Source organism: Candidatus Peribacteraceae bacterium (assembly GCA_041661065.1).
GTDB lineage: Bacteria > Patescibacteriota > Gracilibacteria > Peribacterales > Peribacteraceae > CAIKAD01.
In genome coordinates this window covers 1,116,138-1,132,487 of record JBAZVD010000001.1, presented here as the reverse complement: position 1 = coordinate 1,132,487, position 16,350 = coordinate 1,116,138, and the positions used below count along the sequence as shown (strand labels likewise).

The 16,350-nt window shown below is 61.2% G+C and carries 11 protein-coding genes, 1 tRNA gene and 1 other RNA gene; 12 read left to right on the top strand and 1 reads right to left on the bottom strand.

Going from position 1 to position 16,350, the window contains the following annotated elements:
- The first annotated feature begins 48 nt into the window (after positions 1–48).
- The 9 genes from WC698_05195 (at position 49) to WC698_05155 (ending at position 12,194) form a co-directional block, all read left to right on the top strand.
- Positions 49–693 (top strand): prepilin-type N-terminal cleavage/methylation domain-containing protein, encoded by a 645-nt coding sequence (locus tag WC698_05195; GenBank protein MFA6039627.1) that lies wholly within the window; start codon positions 49–51, stop codon positions 691–693.
- Between the two features lie 176 nt (positions 694–869).
- The gene (locus WC698_05190; GenBank protein MFA6039626.1) at positions 870–2,075 is read left to right on the top strand and encodes a hypothetical protein; all 1,206 of its coding nucleotides are present in this window, start codon (positions 870–872) and stop codon (positions 2,073–2,075) included.
- Positions 2,072–3,556: a hypothetical protein gene (locus WC698_05185; GenBank protein ID MFA6039625.1), complete on the top strand. Its 1,485-nt coding sequence runs from the start codon at positions 2,072–2,074 to the stop codon at positions 3,554–3,556. The genes WC698_05190 and WC698_05185 overlap by 4 nt, the downstream gene beginning before the upstream one ends.
- Positions 3,547–3,972 (top strand): hypothetical protein, encoded by a 426-nt coding sequence (locus WC698_05180; protein ID MFA6039624.1) that lies wholly within the window; start codon positions 3,547–3,549, stop codon positions 3,970–3,972. The genes WC698_05185 and WC698_05180 overlap by 10 nt, the downstream gene beginning before the upstream one ends.
- A 16-nt stretch (positions 3,973–3,988) precedes the next feature.
- Positions 3,989–6,955 carry a hypothetical protein gene (locus tag WC698_05175; protein MFA6039623.1) on the top strand — a complete coding sequence of 989 codons (2,967 nt, stop codon included), beginning with the start codon at positions 3,989–3,991 and terminating at the stop codon, positions 6,953–6,955.
- Positions 6,952–7,650, top strand: coding sequence for a type II secretion system protein (locus WC698_05170; protein ID MFA6039622.1), 699 nt, complete (start codon positions 6,952–6,954; stop codon positions 7,648–7,650). Before WC698_05175 ends, WC698_05170 begins: the two co-directional genes overlap by 4 nt.
- Positions 7,651–7,682: 32 nt before the next feature.
- Positions 7,683–8,144: a hypothetical protein gene (locus WC698_05165; GenBank protein MFA6039621.1), complete on the top strand. Its 462-nt coding sequence runs from the start codon at positions 7,683–7,685 to the stop codon at positions 8,142–8,144.
- A gap of 38 nt (positions 8,145–8,182) precedes the next feature.
- Positions 8,183–9,892: a hypothetical protein gene (locus tag WC698_05160; GenBank protein ID MFA6039620.1), complete on the top strand. Its 1,710-nt coding sequence runs from the start codon at positions 8,183–8,185 to the stop codon at positions 9,890–9,892.
- Positions 9,893–9,962: 70 nt separating this feature from the next.
- Positions 9,963–12,194 carry an ATP-binding protein gene (locus WC698_05155; protein MFA6039619.1) on the top strand — a complete coding sequence of 744 codons (2,232 nt, stop codon included), beginning with the start codon at positions 9,963–9,965 and terminating at the stop codon, positions 12,192–12,194.
- 158 nt (positions 12,195–12,352) lie between these two features.
- On the opposite strand, the gene rnpB is transcribed toward WC698_05155, so the two are convergent.
- Positions 12,353–12,807: RNase P RNA component class A (gene rnpB, locus WC698_05150), an RNA gene on the bottom strand.
- A 141-nt stretch (positions 12,808–12,948) separates the two neighbouring features.
- Here rnpB and WC698_05145 point away from each other — a divergent pair.
- The 3 genes from WC698_05145 (at position 12,949) to WC698_05135 (ending at position 16,217) form a co-directional block, all read left to right on the top strand.
- Positions 12,949–13,023 (top strand) — tRNA-Thr (locus WC698_05145).
- A 160-nt stretch (positions 13,024–13,183) separates the two neighbouring features.
- Positions 13,184–14,767, top strand: a complete 1,584-nt coding sequence (locus WC698_05140; protein MFA6039618.1) for a tetratricopeptide repeat protein — start codon at positions 13,184–13,186, stop codon at positions 14,765–14,767.
- A 55-nt stretch (positions 14,768–14,822) separates the two neighbouring features.
- The gene (locus WC698_05135; GenBank protein MFA6039617.1) at positions 14,823–16,217 is read left to right on the top strand and encodes an exopolysaccharide biosynthesis polyprenyl glycosylphosphotransferase; all 1,395 of its coding nucleotides are present in this window, start codon (positions 14,823–14,825) and stop codon (positions 16,215–16,217) included.
- Positions 16,218–16,350 lie beyond the last annotated feature (133 nt).

Here is a 16,350-nt window from a genome sequence, read left to right as displayed (position 1 = left end):
GGAGAAGTAAAGGTGATAACCGACAGCAGATGGTTTACACTTCCTGCCATGCGACGCCGAGACCTGCCCTCCGCAGCCCCGATTTCTCCGTTTTCACTCAGGGTGCACTTCGCGAGGGCGAAGGAGGGCTTCACCCTGTTGGAAATCCTTATTGCCCTGGGTATCCTCGCGGTGCTCTCCGGTCTTTCCGTTCCCTTCCTGCGCCAACTGCTCATCCGCGGCGATGTCCAGCGCAGCGCGGAACAGGTGGTCCAGGCGTTGGCGCGCGCGCAAACGCTCTCCCAGAACGGTGAAGGAGCCGCTCCGTGGGGATTCCATGTGCCCTCAGGGACGCTTTTTCAGGGAAGTACGTACGAAACGCGGGATCCGCAGTACGATGAATCCTATCCCATGCCGCCCACCATCACGGCATCCGGCAGCCTGACGGAGCTCACGTACTCGCAATTGGAAGGGAAACCGAGCGCCACGGGAAGCATTCTCCTCCTGGGCTTGGAGAATGAACGGGAAAGCATCCTCATCACCATTTCCACGGAGGGGATCCCCATCATGTTCCCCGACCGTTTGACCGTCTGCCACTGCCAGGGGCATGCCCAGCATACGCTTCACATTCCCGATAACGCGTGGCCGGCCCACCAGAAGCACGGAGATGTTCTGGGCCCCTGCGAGAGTTTTCCCGTGAACCCCTGTCCCTGATATCGGATGAGCGCGGCAGCATGGCACCGCCTGATGCTCATGCAACACGTGTCCCGTGAGGTCAAGGGCAATCGCCGGGGTGACCTTTCAGCATGTTCCAGCGGATCGTACGATGAGTGCTCTCCCTTCCCTTCTCTTTGCGGGAGTACGGTAAGCCGTCTCCATCCGCTGCAATCATGGCAACGCTGAAAACCCGCTGCGGCCTTTCTTCCAAAGCTCCGCGAGTGAGGGGGGGTTTCACTTTCGTCGAGGCGATGATGGTCATCGGCATCCTGAGCATCGTCATGGTGTTCTCCGTGGTGTTCTTCCGCCGTTCCCAAATCCGGTCGGATTTGGACATGGCCAAGGAGAACGTGGTGCAAGGGTTTGCGCGCGCAAAGATGCTTTCCCAAACGGGACAGGGGGATTCCGGCTGGGGGTTCTACGTGCCGGCCGGCGTGCTCTATAAAGGAAGCTCCTACGCAACGCGGGACCCCGCTCACGACGAGGTCTACCCCATGCCTTCTTCCGTCGTGGTCAACGGCGTGCTCCTGGAAGTGGCCTTCACGAAGCTGGAGGGGAAAGCCAGCGCCTCCGGGACCATCGTCCTCCAGGGATTGGATAACCAGCAGCGCACCGTCTCCATCACGTTGTACATGGGGGGGGATGAGTACATCGGGAATTCCTCCAGCTTGGGTGATCCCGTGACGCTCTGCCACAAGCCGGGGCTGCACAACCAACAGACGATGACCCTTCCGCTGGCCGGTTGGCCGAACCACCAATCGCATGGGGATGTTCTGGGAGTGTGCGTCGGGGGCGGCGGAAGCGTCTCGTGCAGCGATACGATTTCCATCGAAACAAGCGGCAACATACGGGCGGTGCAGAAAATGGATATGACCGTCACGACCCTCGCGGAGAACCTGACGTACGGGGCCGGACCGGACATCCCCGTCACCATGAAGTTCACGGAGAATGGCGGGGCACAGTGGAAGAAGCTGTACAACCAAGAAGACGATCCCACGTACGCGGGACGGGTGGAGACGGAAACGAATATCCAGCAGAATTCCCTGGTTGCGCTCCGGATGCACGGGTACTTCAGCCAGGAAGGGTGGACGACGTACGATTCCACGGGCGACACGAACAGCGCTACGGAGCCGGAGAAAGCTCTTATCCTCCGCAACGGCGACCTCATTCCAGCGTTCTTCGACAACACGGAACTCAAGGGTGTGCTCCAGAGCTACAACCTCCTCTCGGTGGACGGTTTATCCGTACAGTTCCCCGGCTTGCCGTTCAATGCCTGCGCCGCGGTGGTGATTACGGAACTCAGCGCCGTCATGGCTCCCCCGCCGGAGAGCGAGGACTACACGGATACGGTGCTGCTCCTCCAATTCATCCCCAGTTGATCCCTTCCGTGCTCTTCGCCCCTCCTCCCCGCCGGCTTCCCCTCACCGCAGCGCATCGCCGCGGGGGATTCCTGCTGGTGGAGGTGATGATGGGCATTGCGCTCTTCGCCATGTTCCTCATGTCCGCCGGCCTCGTTCTCATGAACGGCCAGGAGGGGACGGAAATGGCAGGGGACCGCGTGCGCGCGACATTCCTGTCCGAGCGTTCCCTGGAGGCGACGCGGGACTTGCGGGGGGTGAATTTCAGCAGCCTCACGGATGGGCAGCATGGTGTGCTGTTGGGGGCATCCGGCAAGTGGGAGTTCGCCGGGAGCGAGACGGACGCGTTGGACGGGTACAAGACGAACGTCCAGATTTCCACGCCGGCTTTGAATGTGCGGCGCATCGTGGCACAGACGAAGTGGAAGCATGGCATCGGGCGCTCCGGCAGCCTGGTTCTTACGTCGGAGCTTGCGGATTGGCGATCCACGTGCGCCATAGGGGACTGGGCCAACCTCACGGAGGAGTGGCGGTACGCCCCCGGCGGGAACCCCACACTCAAGGATATCGCCGTGGTGGAGGATCGGGCGTACGTCGTATCAGGAGTCGCACCCGCTCTCCACATCCTCAACCTCTCCACCCATGCCACCTCGACGTACGATTACGGGGGGCTCACCGCCACGGCGGTAGTGGCGAAGGGGAGGCGGCTCTACCTCCTTACTTCCGACGTGAATGCGGAACTCCGCGTCCTCAGCGTGGAAAACCTCTCCTCCCCGTCGCCGCTGAATCCCGTCGTGAACGTGAACATCGCGGGAACACCCACGTCGCTCGCCATCAAGGGGAATACGCTCTACGTCGGCCTCACCAATTCGGCGAACCCGGAGATCCTCTCGTTCAATATCAGCAACAGTGGCGCCGTGACGCCTCTCAAGCAGGGGCAATTGGCGCCGCAAGCGGGATTTGATGTAAAGGGTATTGCAGTAGCCGGTACCGGCGCCTTTCTTGCGCTGTCCGATGGAGGGATGGAGTTGGGGATCACGGATACGACGCATGCCAACCTCAACCCCAATTCGATCCATAATCTCACGGCCTGGGGAGGGGACCAACCCTCCCAATCCGTCGCCGTGAGCGGTTCGGGGCTCCTCATCGGGTGCCAGAAGAATGCCGCAACATCCCAAAGCCCTGCGTGGTATTCCGAGATTGTGAACGGAGCGGTGACAACCTTTTTGCGGCACCTCGGCAGCGGGAGCATTACGGGCGTGAGTTTGGATCCGCACGGGAAGTACGCGTTCCTGGCTGCGGTTTCCGGCAGGAAAGCCTTGCAGGTGGTGAGCATCGCGAACTTTACGGGGGCGGGGGAGCTGAAATCCTTCAACGCCACGTCGCCTGCCGTGGGACAGGACGTCCTCTATGACCCCGTGCGGGACCGCCTCTATCTGGTCACATCCCGCGACGTCATCATTTTGCGCCCCGGCGGCGCTTCCACCCGGCCATGCACCTGAACCCCCGATCACGCCCCGGCTTCGTGTTCCTCCTCAGCGTCCTCGCGGTGGGGGTCATTGCCGCCGCCACCGCGGCATCCCTGCTCCTCTTGGGCGGCGCCGCGGAACATACGGCGTATTCTGTGGAGCAGTCCATGCAAGCGTTGGAGTTCGCGCGCTCCTGCGTGGAACGAGGTATTCTGGAGGCGCGCAACGACATGGCGTACGGCGGGCAGGAGTATTACAGCTGGCCGCGGGGCTCGTGCCTCATTCTCCCGATCGGTTTCAACGCAAACGCCGAGAACGTGTTCTGTGCGGAAGGGCGCAGCGGCCTCGCGTTGCGGCGCCTGGAAGTGGAAGTGACGCAGTTGTTTCCGCAGGTGAAGGTCCGGTCTTGGAACGAGGTAAAAACCTTCACGAACTGTCCCACGACGTAACATTTCCTCCTCCCCCATGTCCCCTCTTCTTTCTTCCGGAGTCATCCCGATGCGGTCGGCGCACGCATCCCGTCGGCTGCGGCCGGGAGTGACACTCGTGGAGTTGCTCGTATTCGTCGCGGTGTTCGCGATCGTGGCGTTCACCGTCCTCCCCCTCCTCTTCACCGCCACGGAAAACAGGATGAACCAACAGAGCATGTCGCTGGTGGAGCAGAACGGCGCGCAAGTCCTTCAGAACATCGGCTACCGGCTCCAGTACGCGGAGCGCATCACCGATCCTCCGCCGCAGCAGGAGGGCTCGGTCCTCACGCTCCAAACGGGATGCGGAGCGACGAATCCCACCATAATCGGCGTCCAGAGCGGCACCATGATCATCATCCGCAACCGTACGAAGCAGGAAGTCACGTCATCGGAGGTGGTTGTGAAGGATTTCCGGATCCAGAACACCTCCGCTTCGGCCACCCAGCAGAGTTTCCGCGTGTCGTTCCGGGTGGAACGCACCATCCAGTTCAAGGATCCGCGGGTGTACGCGCGCACATTTGAGGGGCTCTTCACCCTTTCGCCTTCGGACCGGACGGCAGGGTCGGCATGCGGAGGCGTTGCCTGCGCTGCCCCCGCGTGCGCGGGTGGCAGCTATACCTGGGAAGTATGTGAAGGACAGGCATGCCAGGAAGTGTCCCTCCCCATGGATTGCGGAGGGTACTGCTGTTCGGAAGACAATTGTTTGGCAAAGACCGCAACGGAATGCACGGCGCTCGCGGGGGATTTCTACAGCACCCAAACGGCGTGTACGACTGTTTGCGGCGCACCCGCGCCCGTTTGCGGCAACGGTGTGGTGGAAACGGGGGAGCAGTGCGACCCGCCGGGGACGGGGTGCACTGCGGAGTGCCTGTTGCAGGGGGGGGCGAGCAGTGCCGGGTCGTGCGGCGCCTGCCCTCCCGGCGAGATGTGCAATCCTTCGGGCTTCTGCCAGAGGACGTGTACGTGCGATGCGGATTGCGGTGCACCTACCGTGTGTTACACCTCCGCTTGGCAGATGCGCGATTACCCGGTCTGCGAAGGCGGTTTTTGCACGGGTTGGATTTCCCAGGCGGGCTGCGGGGGAGGATGCGGCAGTGATGCGGACTGTCCCGTGGGGCAGCAGTGCATTCCGGATGCGGAGGGGGATAACTTCTGCAATTTCCTGGGGTGGAACGTGGGTGCCGGCTGCTACCTGCCGCCCACGGCTGAGCAGTATACTTGCCAGTGGGAAGCCAAGAACCCGGCGAACGGTCCGTACTACATCAACCAACCCGTCATCCTCAACCTCACCTGCTGGAAAAGCTCCGGCGGTTCCCCGGTGGCGGCGGATATCCAAACCGCCTTCATCAACGGCGCCGCCACGGTCATCGCGGCGAATACCGCCTCGCGGCAGGTGAATTCGGCGGCGGCGGGGACCATCACCTACACGGCGAACGTGACACCCGTCGGGGGTCCGCCCATCACCCTCACCACCACCGTGACGTATTCGGATCTCTCCCTGCCCGATTGGTGCCGGTGCACCGTGGAGGATACGACGCCCCACATCGGTTCCTATTGTACGGGTGATACGCTCTCCATCAATTACGAGTGCTTCGACGGGTATGGGACAACGGAGCCGCATGAGTTTAGCCTCTCGGATACCATTACGGTGAGCGGCAACGACCCTTACTATGTCCAGGACGGCGAGGTGAAGGCGTATGTCACTCCCGCAGGGGCGGGTACGCACTCCTACGTGCTCACGGTGAACGGCGTGGACATGAAGAAGGAGGACGGGAGCCCCCTGAGCTGCGGGACGATACTCGGAGAGTGCGCGTACTGCTGCGACCCCGCCACGGACCAGTGTTCCACCCCCACGACACTCTACGTTCCCTGCTACGTAGGTGCGCTGGACGGCCAATGCGGGACGGGAGTGTTAGCCCCTGACGGACAGACGTGTTACATAAATCAAGGGGGCCCCTGTCTTTCGAATTTGGGGATGAACGGTGCCTGCGCCATGGGGAGTTGCCAGCCTTGCGGCGGCAGTTGCCCGTATTCCGTTTCCTGCGGCGTGGGTGAAACGGAATACGGCACCTATCAGGCTTGCGTGGACGGATGTACGGAAGTACCTACCCCCTCCTTCACTTGTGCCTGCGACGGCGTCACCGAAGCTACGCTCGCGCCTCCCGTGGATAAAGTCTGCACCAGTGAGGACGTCATCGCTTCCTTCACCTGTACGGAAGCGCTGGCAGGGAGCGTACAGATCGAGGGGGGAATCGCCACCGTGAACGGCCAAACGGCTACCCGGCAATTCGCGGCGGGTATCGTGCCCGGGATGGAATCGTATACGCTGACGGTGAACGGTGTGGAGAAAGGGATGTGTTCGAAGCAGGTCTACGATTGCAGCTTCTGCCCCAGTGTCACCGAAACGTGCTTGCTGGAGGCGAGTGTGGGCGGTGCAGTGCTCACCGGCCCCGTGGCGCCGGGCGCACAGGTGACCCTCACCATGAGTTGCCGGGATGCTTACCTCAACACCATCCCCATCCAGCAAGCGATGCTCTACGTTGACGGGGGAACGCTCTTGGGAGAAGCGACGCTTTCGGGCGGGTTGGCTATTTACCGCTATGTCACGTCGGCTACGGCGACCGAAAGAACGTACACCGGCATCGCGGAGCTGCAGGGTGGAGAATGCGGGAGCGCGGAAACCGTAGTGGATTACAGGGGACAGCATTGGTGCAATACTCATGAAGGTGAGTCGAGGTGGAGCCCGGATCAGCTCGGTTATCCGCCCTTCGGCACCTGGCCACGGCAGAATCCCGCGCGGAGTACCGATTGCATGTACGAATGCGTTACCGGAGGTGAGTTCTGCATGGAGAATCCTGGAGCGGGAGCAATCGGATGCGGCGGTCTCCAAAGCTTCCCGGACAAGTGTGCTGTCAAAGGTATGGGGGCCGTATGCAGTCCCTGCATTCTCGCTCCCGAATGATAACCCTGCTTCCACGCGATACCGGCGTTCCCGTAAAGCTGGCGCGTCCCGGTGTCACGCTCATAGAATTGCTCGTCTTTGTCGCCATCTTCGCGGTGGTGGGGTTCACGGTGCTTCCGCTCCTCTTCTCGGCGACGGAGAACCGCCTGCTGCAACAGACGGTTTCGCTGGTGGAGCAGAACGGCCTGCAGGTGCTGCAGCAAATCGGGCGCCTTGCGGCGGCGGAACGCATCCTGGATCCCCCTCCCCAAGAGGAAGGGATCGTCCTCACGCTCCAGTCCGGGAGCGGCGCCATGAACCCCACCATCATCGGTGCGCTCAGCGGCTCCCTGGTGGTCATCCGCCGCGCCACCAAGCAGGTCATCACCTCGCCGCAAGTGGCCTTGGATGAGTTCCGCGTCTGGAACACGTCCGCCTCCACCCTATTGCAAAGCTTTCGCGTTTCCTTCCGCGTCAGCAGGGCGATCCGCCTCCAGGCGCCCCATATCTACGAACGGACGTTTGAGGGAACATTCACACTGCCGCCGGGCGATGAGCCGCGGGGGGCCGCGTGCGGCGGTGCAGTGTGTTCCGCCCCCAGCTGCGCCGGGATGATCTACACGTGGAAAGTGTGCCAGAGTTTCATGTGCTCCGATGCGCAGACGTATCTCCCCTGCAGCGCGAGCAGTTCCAGCACTTCCAGCTCTTCCTCTTAAGGGGGCCTGTGGTACAGTCGTTGCCGCCCGCCATGCCTGCACCGCACGATACCGTCGGCTCCTTCCGCTCCGTTGCCTGGATTGCAGGCGTTCTTTTCGCGGTCATCCTGCTCCTCTCCCTCGGCCTCTCCCTCTTCCTCCCTCCCGGGGAGCTTCGTGAGCGCCGCGATGCACGGCGTCAAGAAGACCTCACGACGCTCCTCGACGCCCTCTCGCGCTTCGCGGCGGAAGAAGGATCGTATCCCGCCGGCATGCAGGCGGGAACATCGCGCGAAATATGTAACGTGACGCTCTCTTCCCGGGAATGCGCGGCGGAGAATGGCGTGGACCTCTCTCCGCTCATCGGGACGTACCTCCCCGTCCTCCCCCGCGATCCTCTGCTGCCCTCCACGGGTACGGGAACGCAGTACGCCCTGCGGCGGAATGCGGACGGCTCCATCACTGCGACCGCTTGGATGGCGGAAAACAGCAACTTTTTGGAAATCACGAGGTGAACGGAGAACGGCGCGGATCCTTCTTGCATCTTTCCTCTATGCCCCCTACCCTCCGCCGCCTCCTTCCGCGCCCATGGACCACCGTCGTGTTGACAGTGGTCGCGAGCGTCTGTGTCGTCACGCTCTTCTCCGTGGTGGTGCCTTACGACATGGATGAATTCATCTATTACAACATCATTGCGTGCAGGGCGTATCCCGGAAATGATATCAACGGCCATTGTGATCCACACGCCCTGAATGTCCTCGGTACGGGATTGGTATTGCCGTTGCGCTCGTTCCTGTACGTCGGCAGCATACCCGCGCTCTACTACTTACCGCTGTGGCTTTTGTGGAAGAGTCCGCTTTCCGCACGCCTCGTCAGCTGGCTCTTCCTCATGGGGGGCGCGGCGCTGTTTGCACGCGCGTTCCGTTTTCCTTTTGCCGTGACTGCGGTGCTCTTCTCGCTCTTCTTTCCCTATGCCTTTCAGCACTTGGTGGATACCGGTCCCGTCGGGCCCCAAATTTGTACCGTTTATGCCCTGTACATACTCATCGATCGCTGGTGCTCCACTCTTCGGTGGCGCTATGCACTAGGATCTGCCGTAGTCATGTTCCTTGGCATTTGGATCAAGCTCTCCTATTTCTGGTTCGCTCCGGGCATTGCCATCTTCTTCGTCATTGCCTGCATTCGTCATCGCCGAATTCTCCTTCGTCGCGGCGCATGTTCCCGACTGGCTATCCAAAGCATAGTCGCCATTCTCGTCTGTGCCGGGATGGCTGGTTCGTACATTTTCTCCACGCATCCTCTCCAAGGCAATGAGCGGCCTCTCCTCACCCAACTTCTCCAGAGCCAGATGTTTTCCATTCGGGAAATTCTCCATGGCGCTCTCTGGCACACTCGTGCTTTCGAGTACCTCTTGCATCCTCTAGAGGCGACGCAGCGTATCTACTACGTTTCACCGCTTGATCCGCTGTGGCAGTACTACTACGTTCTCCTCTTCCTGTTCGTTCCGGCTTTTCTGATCCTCTCGCTAGTCCTCTGGAAGAAGGAGAAGGAGATGAGGGAGTATGTCTTGATGTCCATCGCCCTGTTCATCGCGTTTCTGCTGACCGTTGCGATGGTCGCCCGTACGAAGAATGCCGTTTGCATGCACCATATCATTCTTACCTTTCCCTTCCTTCTTCTCGCCATCGGTGCCGCAGTGAAAGGACTGCTGGTTGTAAAAGGCAGACGGGTGCGGCCTTTCGTACGATCGGTAACCGGACTATGGCTCCTGCTCTTCCTCGCCCTCAACGTCCGTTACTTCATGGTATTCCCCCGCCAAAACCTTATTCCCAGCAGACACTCGTCAAAGGAGGTGCTCCGCAAAGTGCTTCTGGATCCCACGGTCGCCCGCAATTCCATGGTGGTGGCCGCTGATTGGGGCTTCCACTATTTCCAAGCGCTCTACGGTGATCCCGAACAAAGCGTCGTGCTGCATGAACGGCTCCGGGATCCGGTGGCGATACGATGGTGGAAACAGTTGGCAGCGGACAACGGCCGCCGCGTCATCTTCATGATGACGAAGCCTGATGCGGAGAGGATACGAACATTTGTGTCGACTGTACAACTGGAGCGTTGCACGGCGGTGCCGCTGGACGCCCCCTGGCAGATGTTCTCCGAACCCGATCCGGCCGTGCGGCAACGATGCGAAGAAGTACGTCGTATGCTCGCAGATGGAGCGACCTTCGGCGAATGGTTTAGTAACAGGCTTTTCTTGGCATTCTAAGGGGATTTGGCCGCTTGGCAGGCTATTGTGATAAATGGGGTTTTAGGCTATAATATAAGGAAAACACACTATGCCAACCGCCAAACAGCGCCGTGCTTCCCGTAGCGGAGATGTGCTCCTGCGACACTTCCCCGAGCAGAACACTTCCATCCGCAAGCGGATCCTGTGGCAATCCCTTCTGCTCACGTGTTTCACGGTGATGGTGCTGTCGCTGCTCTCTTCCGTGGTTGCGCTCTTTCTCATCCGTAACCGCGTCTTGGGGCAGCTTTCCTCCACCCTGGCATCCCGCGAAAACCTGCTCTCCCGTTCCCTCCAGTATGACCGCGAGAGGACGGCGCTTCTCGGCGCCGAAGAGGCGCTCGTACGGTCCTTGCAGGCTCCCACCCCCTCCCTTCCCCTCCAGGAATTGTGGGAACGGCTGCTCAGCGAACAGGTGCCCGTGGAAGGTCTGACGCTCCTCAACCTTCAAGGCGTGGTGCAGGACCACCGCGGAGAGGACGTGCCGCTCCCCACCGCCATCCCAACCGCCACGCAACTGCGCCCGGTCCTCGACCGGCATGGGAAGTGGATGGCGACGGATGCCTATGCGCCCGTGCGCAATCCTCAAGGGGAACTCCTCGGCACGCTGGCCATCCGCTACAACCCTCAGCCGCTCTTCACGCTCCTCTCGGATAACCCCTCCATCGGCACCACCGTAGAGCTGCTCATCATCCGCGAAGTGAACGGCGTCGCCTCCCTGGTCTACGCCCATTCGGGGGAGCAAGCCCGCCGGTCCTCCGGCGATGTTCCGGTGAGCACTTTCGTCATTCCCGATGCCGTGAAGGGCAAGGGGGGCGTGTTCGTGGGCAAGGACGAATGGGGCGAGGATATCCTCGCTTCGTACCAATCCGTCCCGGCGACCGGGTGGGGAATGGTGTTGAAAGTGGATACGAGCGACGCCCTCCAGGGATGGGAACGCTTCGTGTATACGCTCCTGTTCATCGATCTCTTCCTCGTCTTCCTCACGGGAGTGTTCGGCTTGGTGCTGGCGAAGCAGCTCTCTTCCCCCATCATGGACCTTGCGCAGAAGATGCGCGCCCTCAACCCCAAGCGCTGGACCTTCAAGCGCTCGGTGCAGACGGGTGATGAAGTGGAGCTCCTCGACGTGGTGGCGGCCGAGCTCACCTCCCGCCTCCGCACGGCCTACACGAGCCTGGAACAGAAAGTGGAGGAACGCACGAAGGAGCTGCACCGGCAGTACCTCCTCGACCGCACCATCCTGGAACACATCGAGTACGGCGTCCTGGTGGTCAATCCCCACGGCACCGTGATCAACGTGAACCCCGCCGGCCAGCATGTCCTCCGCCTGACGCGCGAGGAGATTGTGGGGAATGTGGCGGCGAATCTCCTGCACTTCTTCCGGAAGAACGAACCTCTGCGCGATCTGGCTCATCCGGTGGTGCAGGCGCTCCACCAGAAGAAGGCGGTCCACTTCTTCCACAACGACCACCTCACCCTCTTCGTGGGCAAGCATATCCTGCTGCCGGTGGCCCTCACGGTGACGCCGCTCATGGACGGGCGCACGCTGGAGGGGATCCTGGTGATTCTTCAGGATATCCGCGAGGAGAACCAGATTGACGCCATGAAGTCCGATTTCATCGCCCTGGCCTCCCACCAACTGCGCACTCCCCTCGCTTCTCTGCGGTGGTACCTGGAGCTTATGCAAGAGGAGAAGGAACCCAAACTCTCGGATGTGCAGAAATCCTTCGTGGAGCAGATGGAATACGCCTCCAAGCGCATGGTCACGCTCCTGGATGACCTTTTGCGCATCACCCACCTGGAAGGCGGGGAAATCCATGCCGATAAGAGGGATTTCGACTTGCGGAAGCTGATGCTAGATCTGGAGAACGAGTGGAAACCGCTGGCGCGCGAGCGCGGCCTGCTGTGCACCTTCACGCTGCCCAGGCGCGCAGTCCGCCTCTCCAACGACCCCATCCTCCTGCACCTTGTACTCCAGAACCTCTTCACGAACGCCATGAAGTACTCCCCGAACGGGACGGACATTAAGATCAACCTCAGCCTGCTCAAGAGGACGGCCATCATCACCGTCTCGGACAACGGCATGGGCATTCCCACCGAGGAACAGAAGCACGTGTTCGAAAAATTCTTCCGCGCCAAGAACGTGAAGCGCACGGATGCCGACGGCTCCGGTCTGGGCCTCTACCTCACGCGCATGATCGTGGAGAACCTGGACGGGAAGATCGAGTTCAAGAGCAAGCCCGGGAAGGGGACAACATTCACCGTCCGGCTGCCGTTGAAGTAAGGGGGGAGACAGAGGAAACAGAAGATGCAGAGGATGCAGAGGAGCGGTTGTTCTTGCAGTGTCGGAGCTGCTTGGAATTGATCCTTGGAATTGTCGGAAACCTCGGCTTCCTCAAACAGATCCTTCACATAACGAAAAAGAGGGGAATGCCCTCTTCTACGTTCTGCTCCTTCATACGCCGGGTTCTGTCTGTCCCGCAACCGCGGGAAGGATGATCATCTCTCTAGGACGGCGATTGTTCGCCGTCTCAAGCGGAGGGGTAGCGGGGGCGACGGAACCATCGCCGGTTCCCGCAACCCAATTCCTCCTTGCGCCACCATGAGTTTGCCGATCATGCATGCACGTGCAGTGCACGATCCTCCCTGGGGGAGGCGTTTCACCCCCCGCACCCTTCTCGGCAGAGATGCAACAGCTCAGAACATGTTTTGCTGCTCTCCCTGCCAGGAAGGATGCGGGGTATCGTCTCTGTGGCACTGGTCCTCGCGCGCCTTTACCGGATATGTGGCGCGCGGACGGGTGTTACCCGCATGGCGTTCCAATGGCGCCCGGACGTTCCTCTCAGGCTTCGTCCGCCGTTGGCGGACTACGCCGAAGCGATCATCGAAGGAGCAGACCCCCATTATCCCTCCCTTGACGGTATTTGACAAACAATATTCCTATGTTTTTAAGAATTATGAAGCAGGAATAAAGAATCAAGAAGGGCTTCAATTATCTCCTTCATAATTCCTGATTCATAATTCATACTTCTCTCCGCGCCGCTTTAGCTCAGTGGTAGAGCAACTCACTTGTAATGAGTAGGTCCGGGGTTCGAGTCCCCGAAGCGGCTCCATCCGGCTTCGTCCCGCATGCGCGACTACGCCGAGATGTCGCTCATACAATCCATTGCCGGATGCTTCGGCATAGTCCGTAGAAGAAGGGCAGTTCCTGATAAGCTCCCATAGGGAGCTCTACTCTTCGCATCCATCCTCACCTTGTGGCACACTTCCCGCATGACCCGGCGGCAAGTGTTTCTTGTGGTGCTGGCGTTCCTGGGGCTTGCGCTCCTTGTGTACGGGCGCTCGCTCACGAACGATTTCGTCCCCTTTGACGATGACATCCTCGTTTCGCGCAACCCCGTGATCCGGGAGCTTTCGCCGCGCTCCATCCGCAAGGCCTTCACGATGTTCGATCCGGAGCTCTACATCCCCCTCACGTTCCTCACGTTCCAGGTGGAGTACCAAGCGGGAGGGATGAATCCCGCCGTCTTCCACACCACAAATCTCGTCCTTCACACCGCCAACGCGCTCTTCGTGTGCTGGCTCACGTTCCTGCTCACGCGCCGCCGCTTTGCGGGCGTGGTTGCGGGTCTGCTGTTCCTCCTCCACCCGCTGCATGCGGAAGCGGTGGCGTGGGTGGCGGGCCGCAAGGACGTGCTTTCCGCGTTCTTCTTCCTCGCCTCCCTCATCGCGTACGTCACCCACGTGCGCAAGCCGCGCTGGACCGCGTACGTCCTGTCACTGGAGCTCTTCCTCCTCGGCCTGCTTTCCAAAGTGATCGTCGTCACGCTGCCGGTCATTCTGCTGCTCATTGACGTATGGGAGGGGAGAGGCATCACTCGTAAGAGCCTGTGGGAGAAAGCGCCCTTCTTTCTCCTCTCCATCGTGTTCGGGGTCATCGCCTTCCTCGGTAAGGGGGCGGATACCCTCCCGAAGGCGTACTCCCTCCTGCAATGGATTCTGCTCCTCGCGGGGAGCACAGCATTCACTCTTTGGAAACTCTTCCTGCCCTTCTCCCTCAGCGTCATCTACCCCCTTGCGGGTCCCCCTTCGCCGGGAGGGGCGGGATACCTGCTCGCTCTCGTCATCTGCGCATTCCTGGCGGGTTTTGTGGCATACGGATGGAAGCATGCGCGCCGGATCTGGGTGGGCGTTGCATTCTTCCTCATCACTCTCGCCCCCACATTCTTCAATCTGTACAAGGGGAGCGTGACGTACATTGCCTCCGACCGCTACGCGTACATCCCTTCCATCGGGCTGTTCCTCCTCGCCGGCCTGGGCGCCGCCCGACTGTATGACCACCTCTCCCCTCGGTCTCTTCGCCGGGGAGCAGCTGTGCTGGGGATCTTCGTCTTCGCGGCGTTCGGATTCCTCTCCTTCCGCCAGTCCCTGGTTTGGAAGGATGGCATCACACTTTTCTCCCATGCGCTCTCCCTGTACCCCCGTTCCGCGCTCGCGCTCAATAACCGTGCCAACGCGTACATCCGGCAGGGGAATGTGGACGCCGCCATCGCCGATTACCGTGCGGCGCTCGCCGTGGAACCGGAGAGCGTGCGCCTCCACAACAACCTGGCCAAGGCGTACATCCGCAAGGGGATGAAGGATGAGGCGTACGCCGAGTTCGAGAAGGCGCTGAACATCGACCTCGGCGATGCGGAAACGCACCTGGCGCTGGCGCTGTTCTTCTTCCAGGAGAACCGGATACAGGATGCGCGCGATGCCTTGCGCAACGCCTACGCCCTCAACCCCGATTTCGTGGAGCGGCAGACCGATCCTGCATTGGCGCAATTGGGAATGGGGCCCGTGATCGGCGAATGACGGGCATTGCGCTTGGGACTTGCACAAGCGCAAACGAGGATGGACACTACGGGGGATGAAGAAGTCGGAAGCGTTGTTCGGCTTGCTGCGCATACCGGCGGACGTGTTGGCCGCAGGGGCCGCGCTCTTCCTCAGCTTCCGCCTGCGCCAGGCGAACATTGATCTCCTTCCTTTCGTCCGGCTCCTGGAGCCGGCGCAGACGCTCCCCACGGCGGAATACTACGTTTCAGCATTCATCCTCCCCGCCGTCCTCCTCTTCGTCGCGCTCGCCGCCGCACTCAAGCTGTACGCGCTGCGCGCCACCATGAGCGCGTGGACGGAAATGGGGCATGTGGTGCTGGCGGCGGCGCTGTGGGTGGCGGTGGTCAATGCGTGGTTCTTCCTCGTGGAGCACGAACTCTTCTTCTCCCGCGCGGTGCTGGTCCATTCCGTGGCGTTTCTGATCCTGTTCGTCGCCGTGTTCCGTTCCTGGCTCATCCTGGTGCAGCGCGCGTTCCTGCGGAGGGGGGTGGGGCGGCTGCTCGTGGTGTCGTTGGGGTCCCAGGCCATCGCGGTGCCGGCGCGCGACGTGCTCCTGCACGACATGCACTACCACTACCTGGGACACCTGCAGGACCTGGCCGCGCTCAAGCGGGTCATCCACCAGCAGGTCATCGATTTCGTCATCCAGACCGACCCCAATCCCGGGAGCCAGGAGACCGTGGCGCTCATCGAGTACTGCCGCAGCCACCACTTGGGGTACGGCTTTCTGCCGCCCGTGCTCGCGGATGTGCCGCACCAGCTGGCGGTGGACCGCCTGGGGCAAGTGCCGCTCATACGTTTCCAGCCCACGCCGCTGGACGGGTGGGGGCGCGTGTGGAAGCGCCTCTTCGACCTGCTCGTGAGCGCGGTGCTCATTGTGCTCCTCCTGCCATTCCTCCTCCTCTTTGCACTGGGCATTTTGCTAACCAGTGGATGGCCCATCTTCTACATTTCCACGCGGGTGGGGGAGCAGGGGAGAACGCTCGTCAAAATCCTCAAGTTCCGCACCATGGTGAAGAACGCCGACGCCCTCAAGGGGCGGCTCATGGCGCAGAATGAACGGAACGACGGGCCCCTGTTCAAGATGAGGAACGACCCCCGCATCACCCCCTTCGGCAAGTTCCTCCGCCGGTGGACGCTGGATGAGTTCCCGCAGCTCATCAATGTCCTCCTGGGGCAGGTCTCGCTCGTGGGCCCTCGTCCGCACCTTCCCTCCGAGGTGCAGAAGTACTCGCTGGAACAGCGCCGCGTCTTCGCCGTCAAACCGGGCATGACGGGGCTGGCGCAGACCTCCGGCCGCTCGGATTTGGGTTTTGAGGAGGAGATGAAACTCGACCTGCGCTACATCGAAGAGTGGTCGTTGCTGTTGGATCTCTGGATACTGTGGAGGACGATGTTCACGGTATTGAGCAGGAAGGGGGCGGACTGATGCCACCTTTGTCCGGCGACAAAGGTGGCGCCAAAACGCCGGCGCGCCGAAGCCCCTCCACCCGGCCCTGTGCCTCCTCGTCAGCCCCTCCAAGGATTCGGGGCTGACTCGTCGGCGAACATGTCGAAGCAGG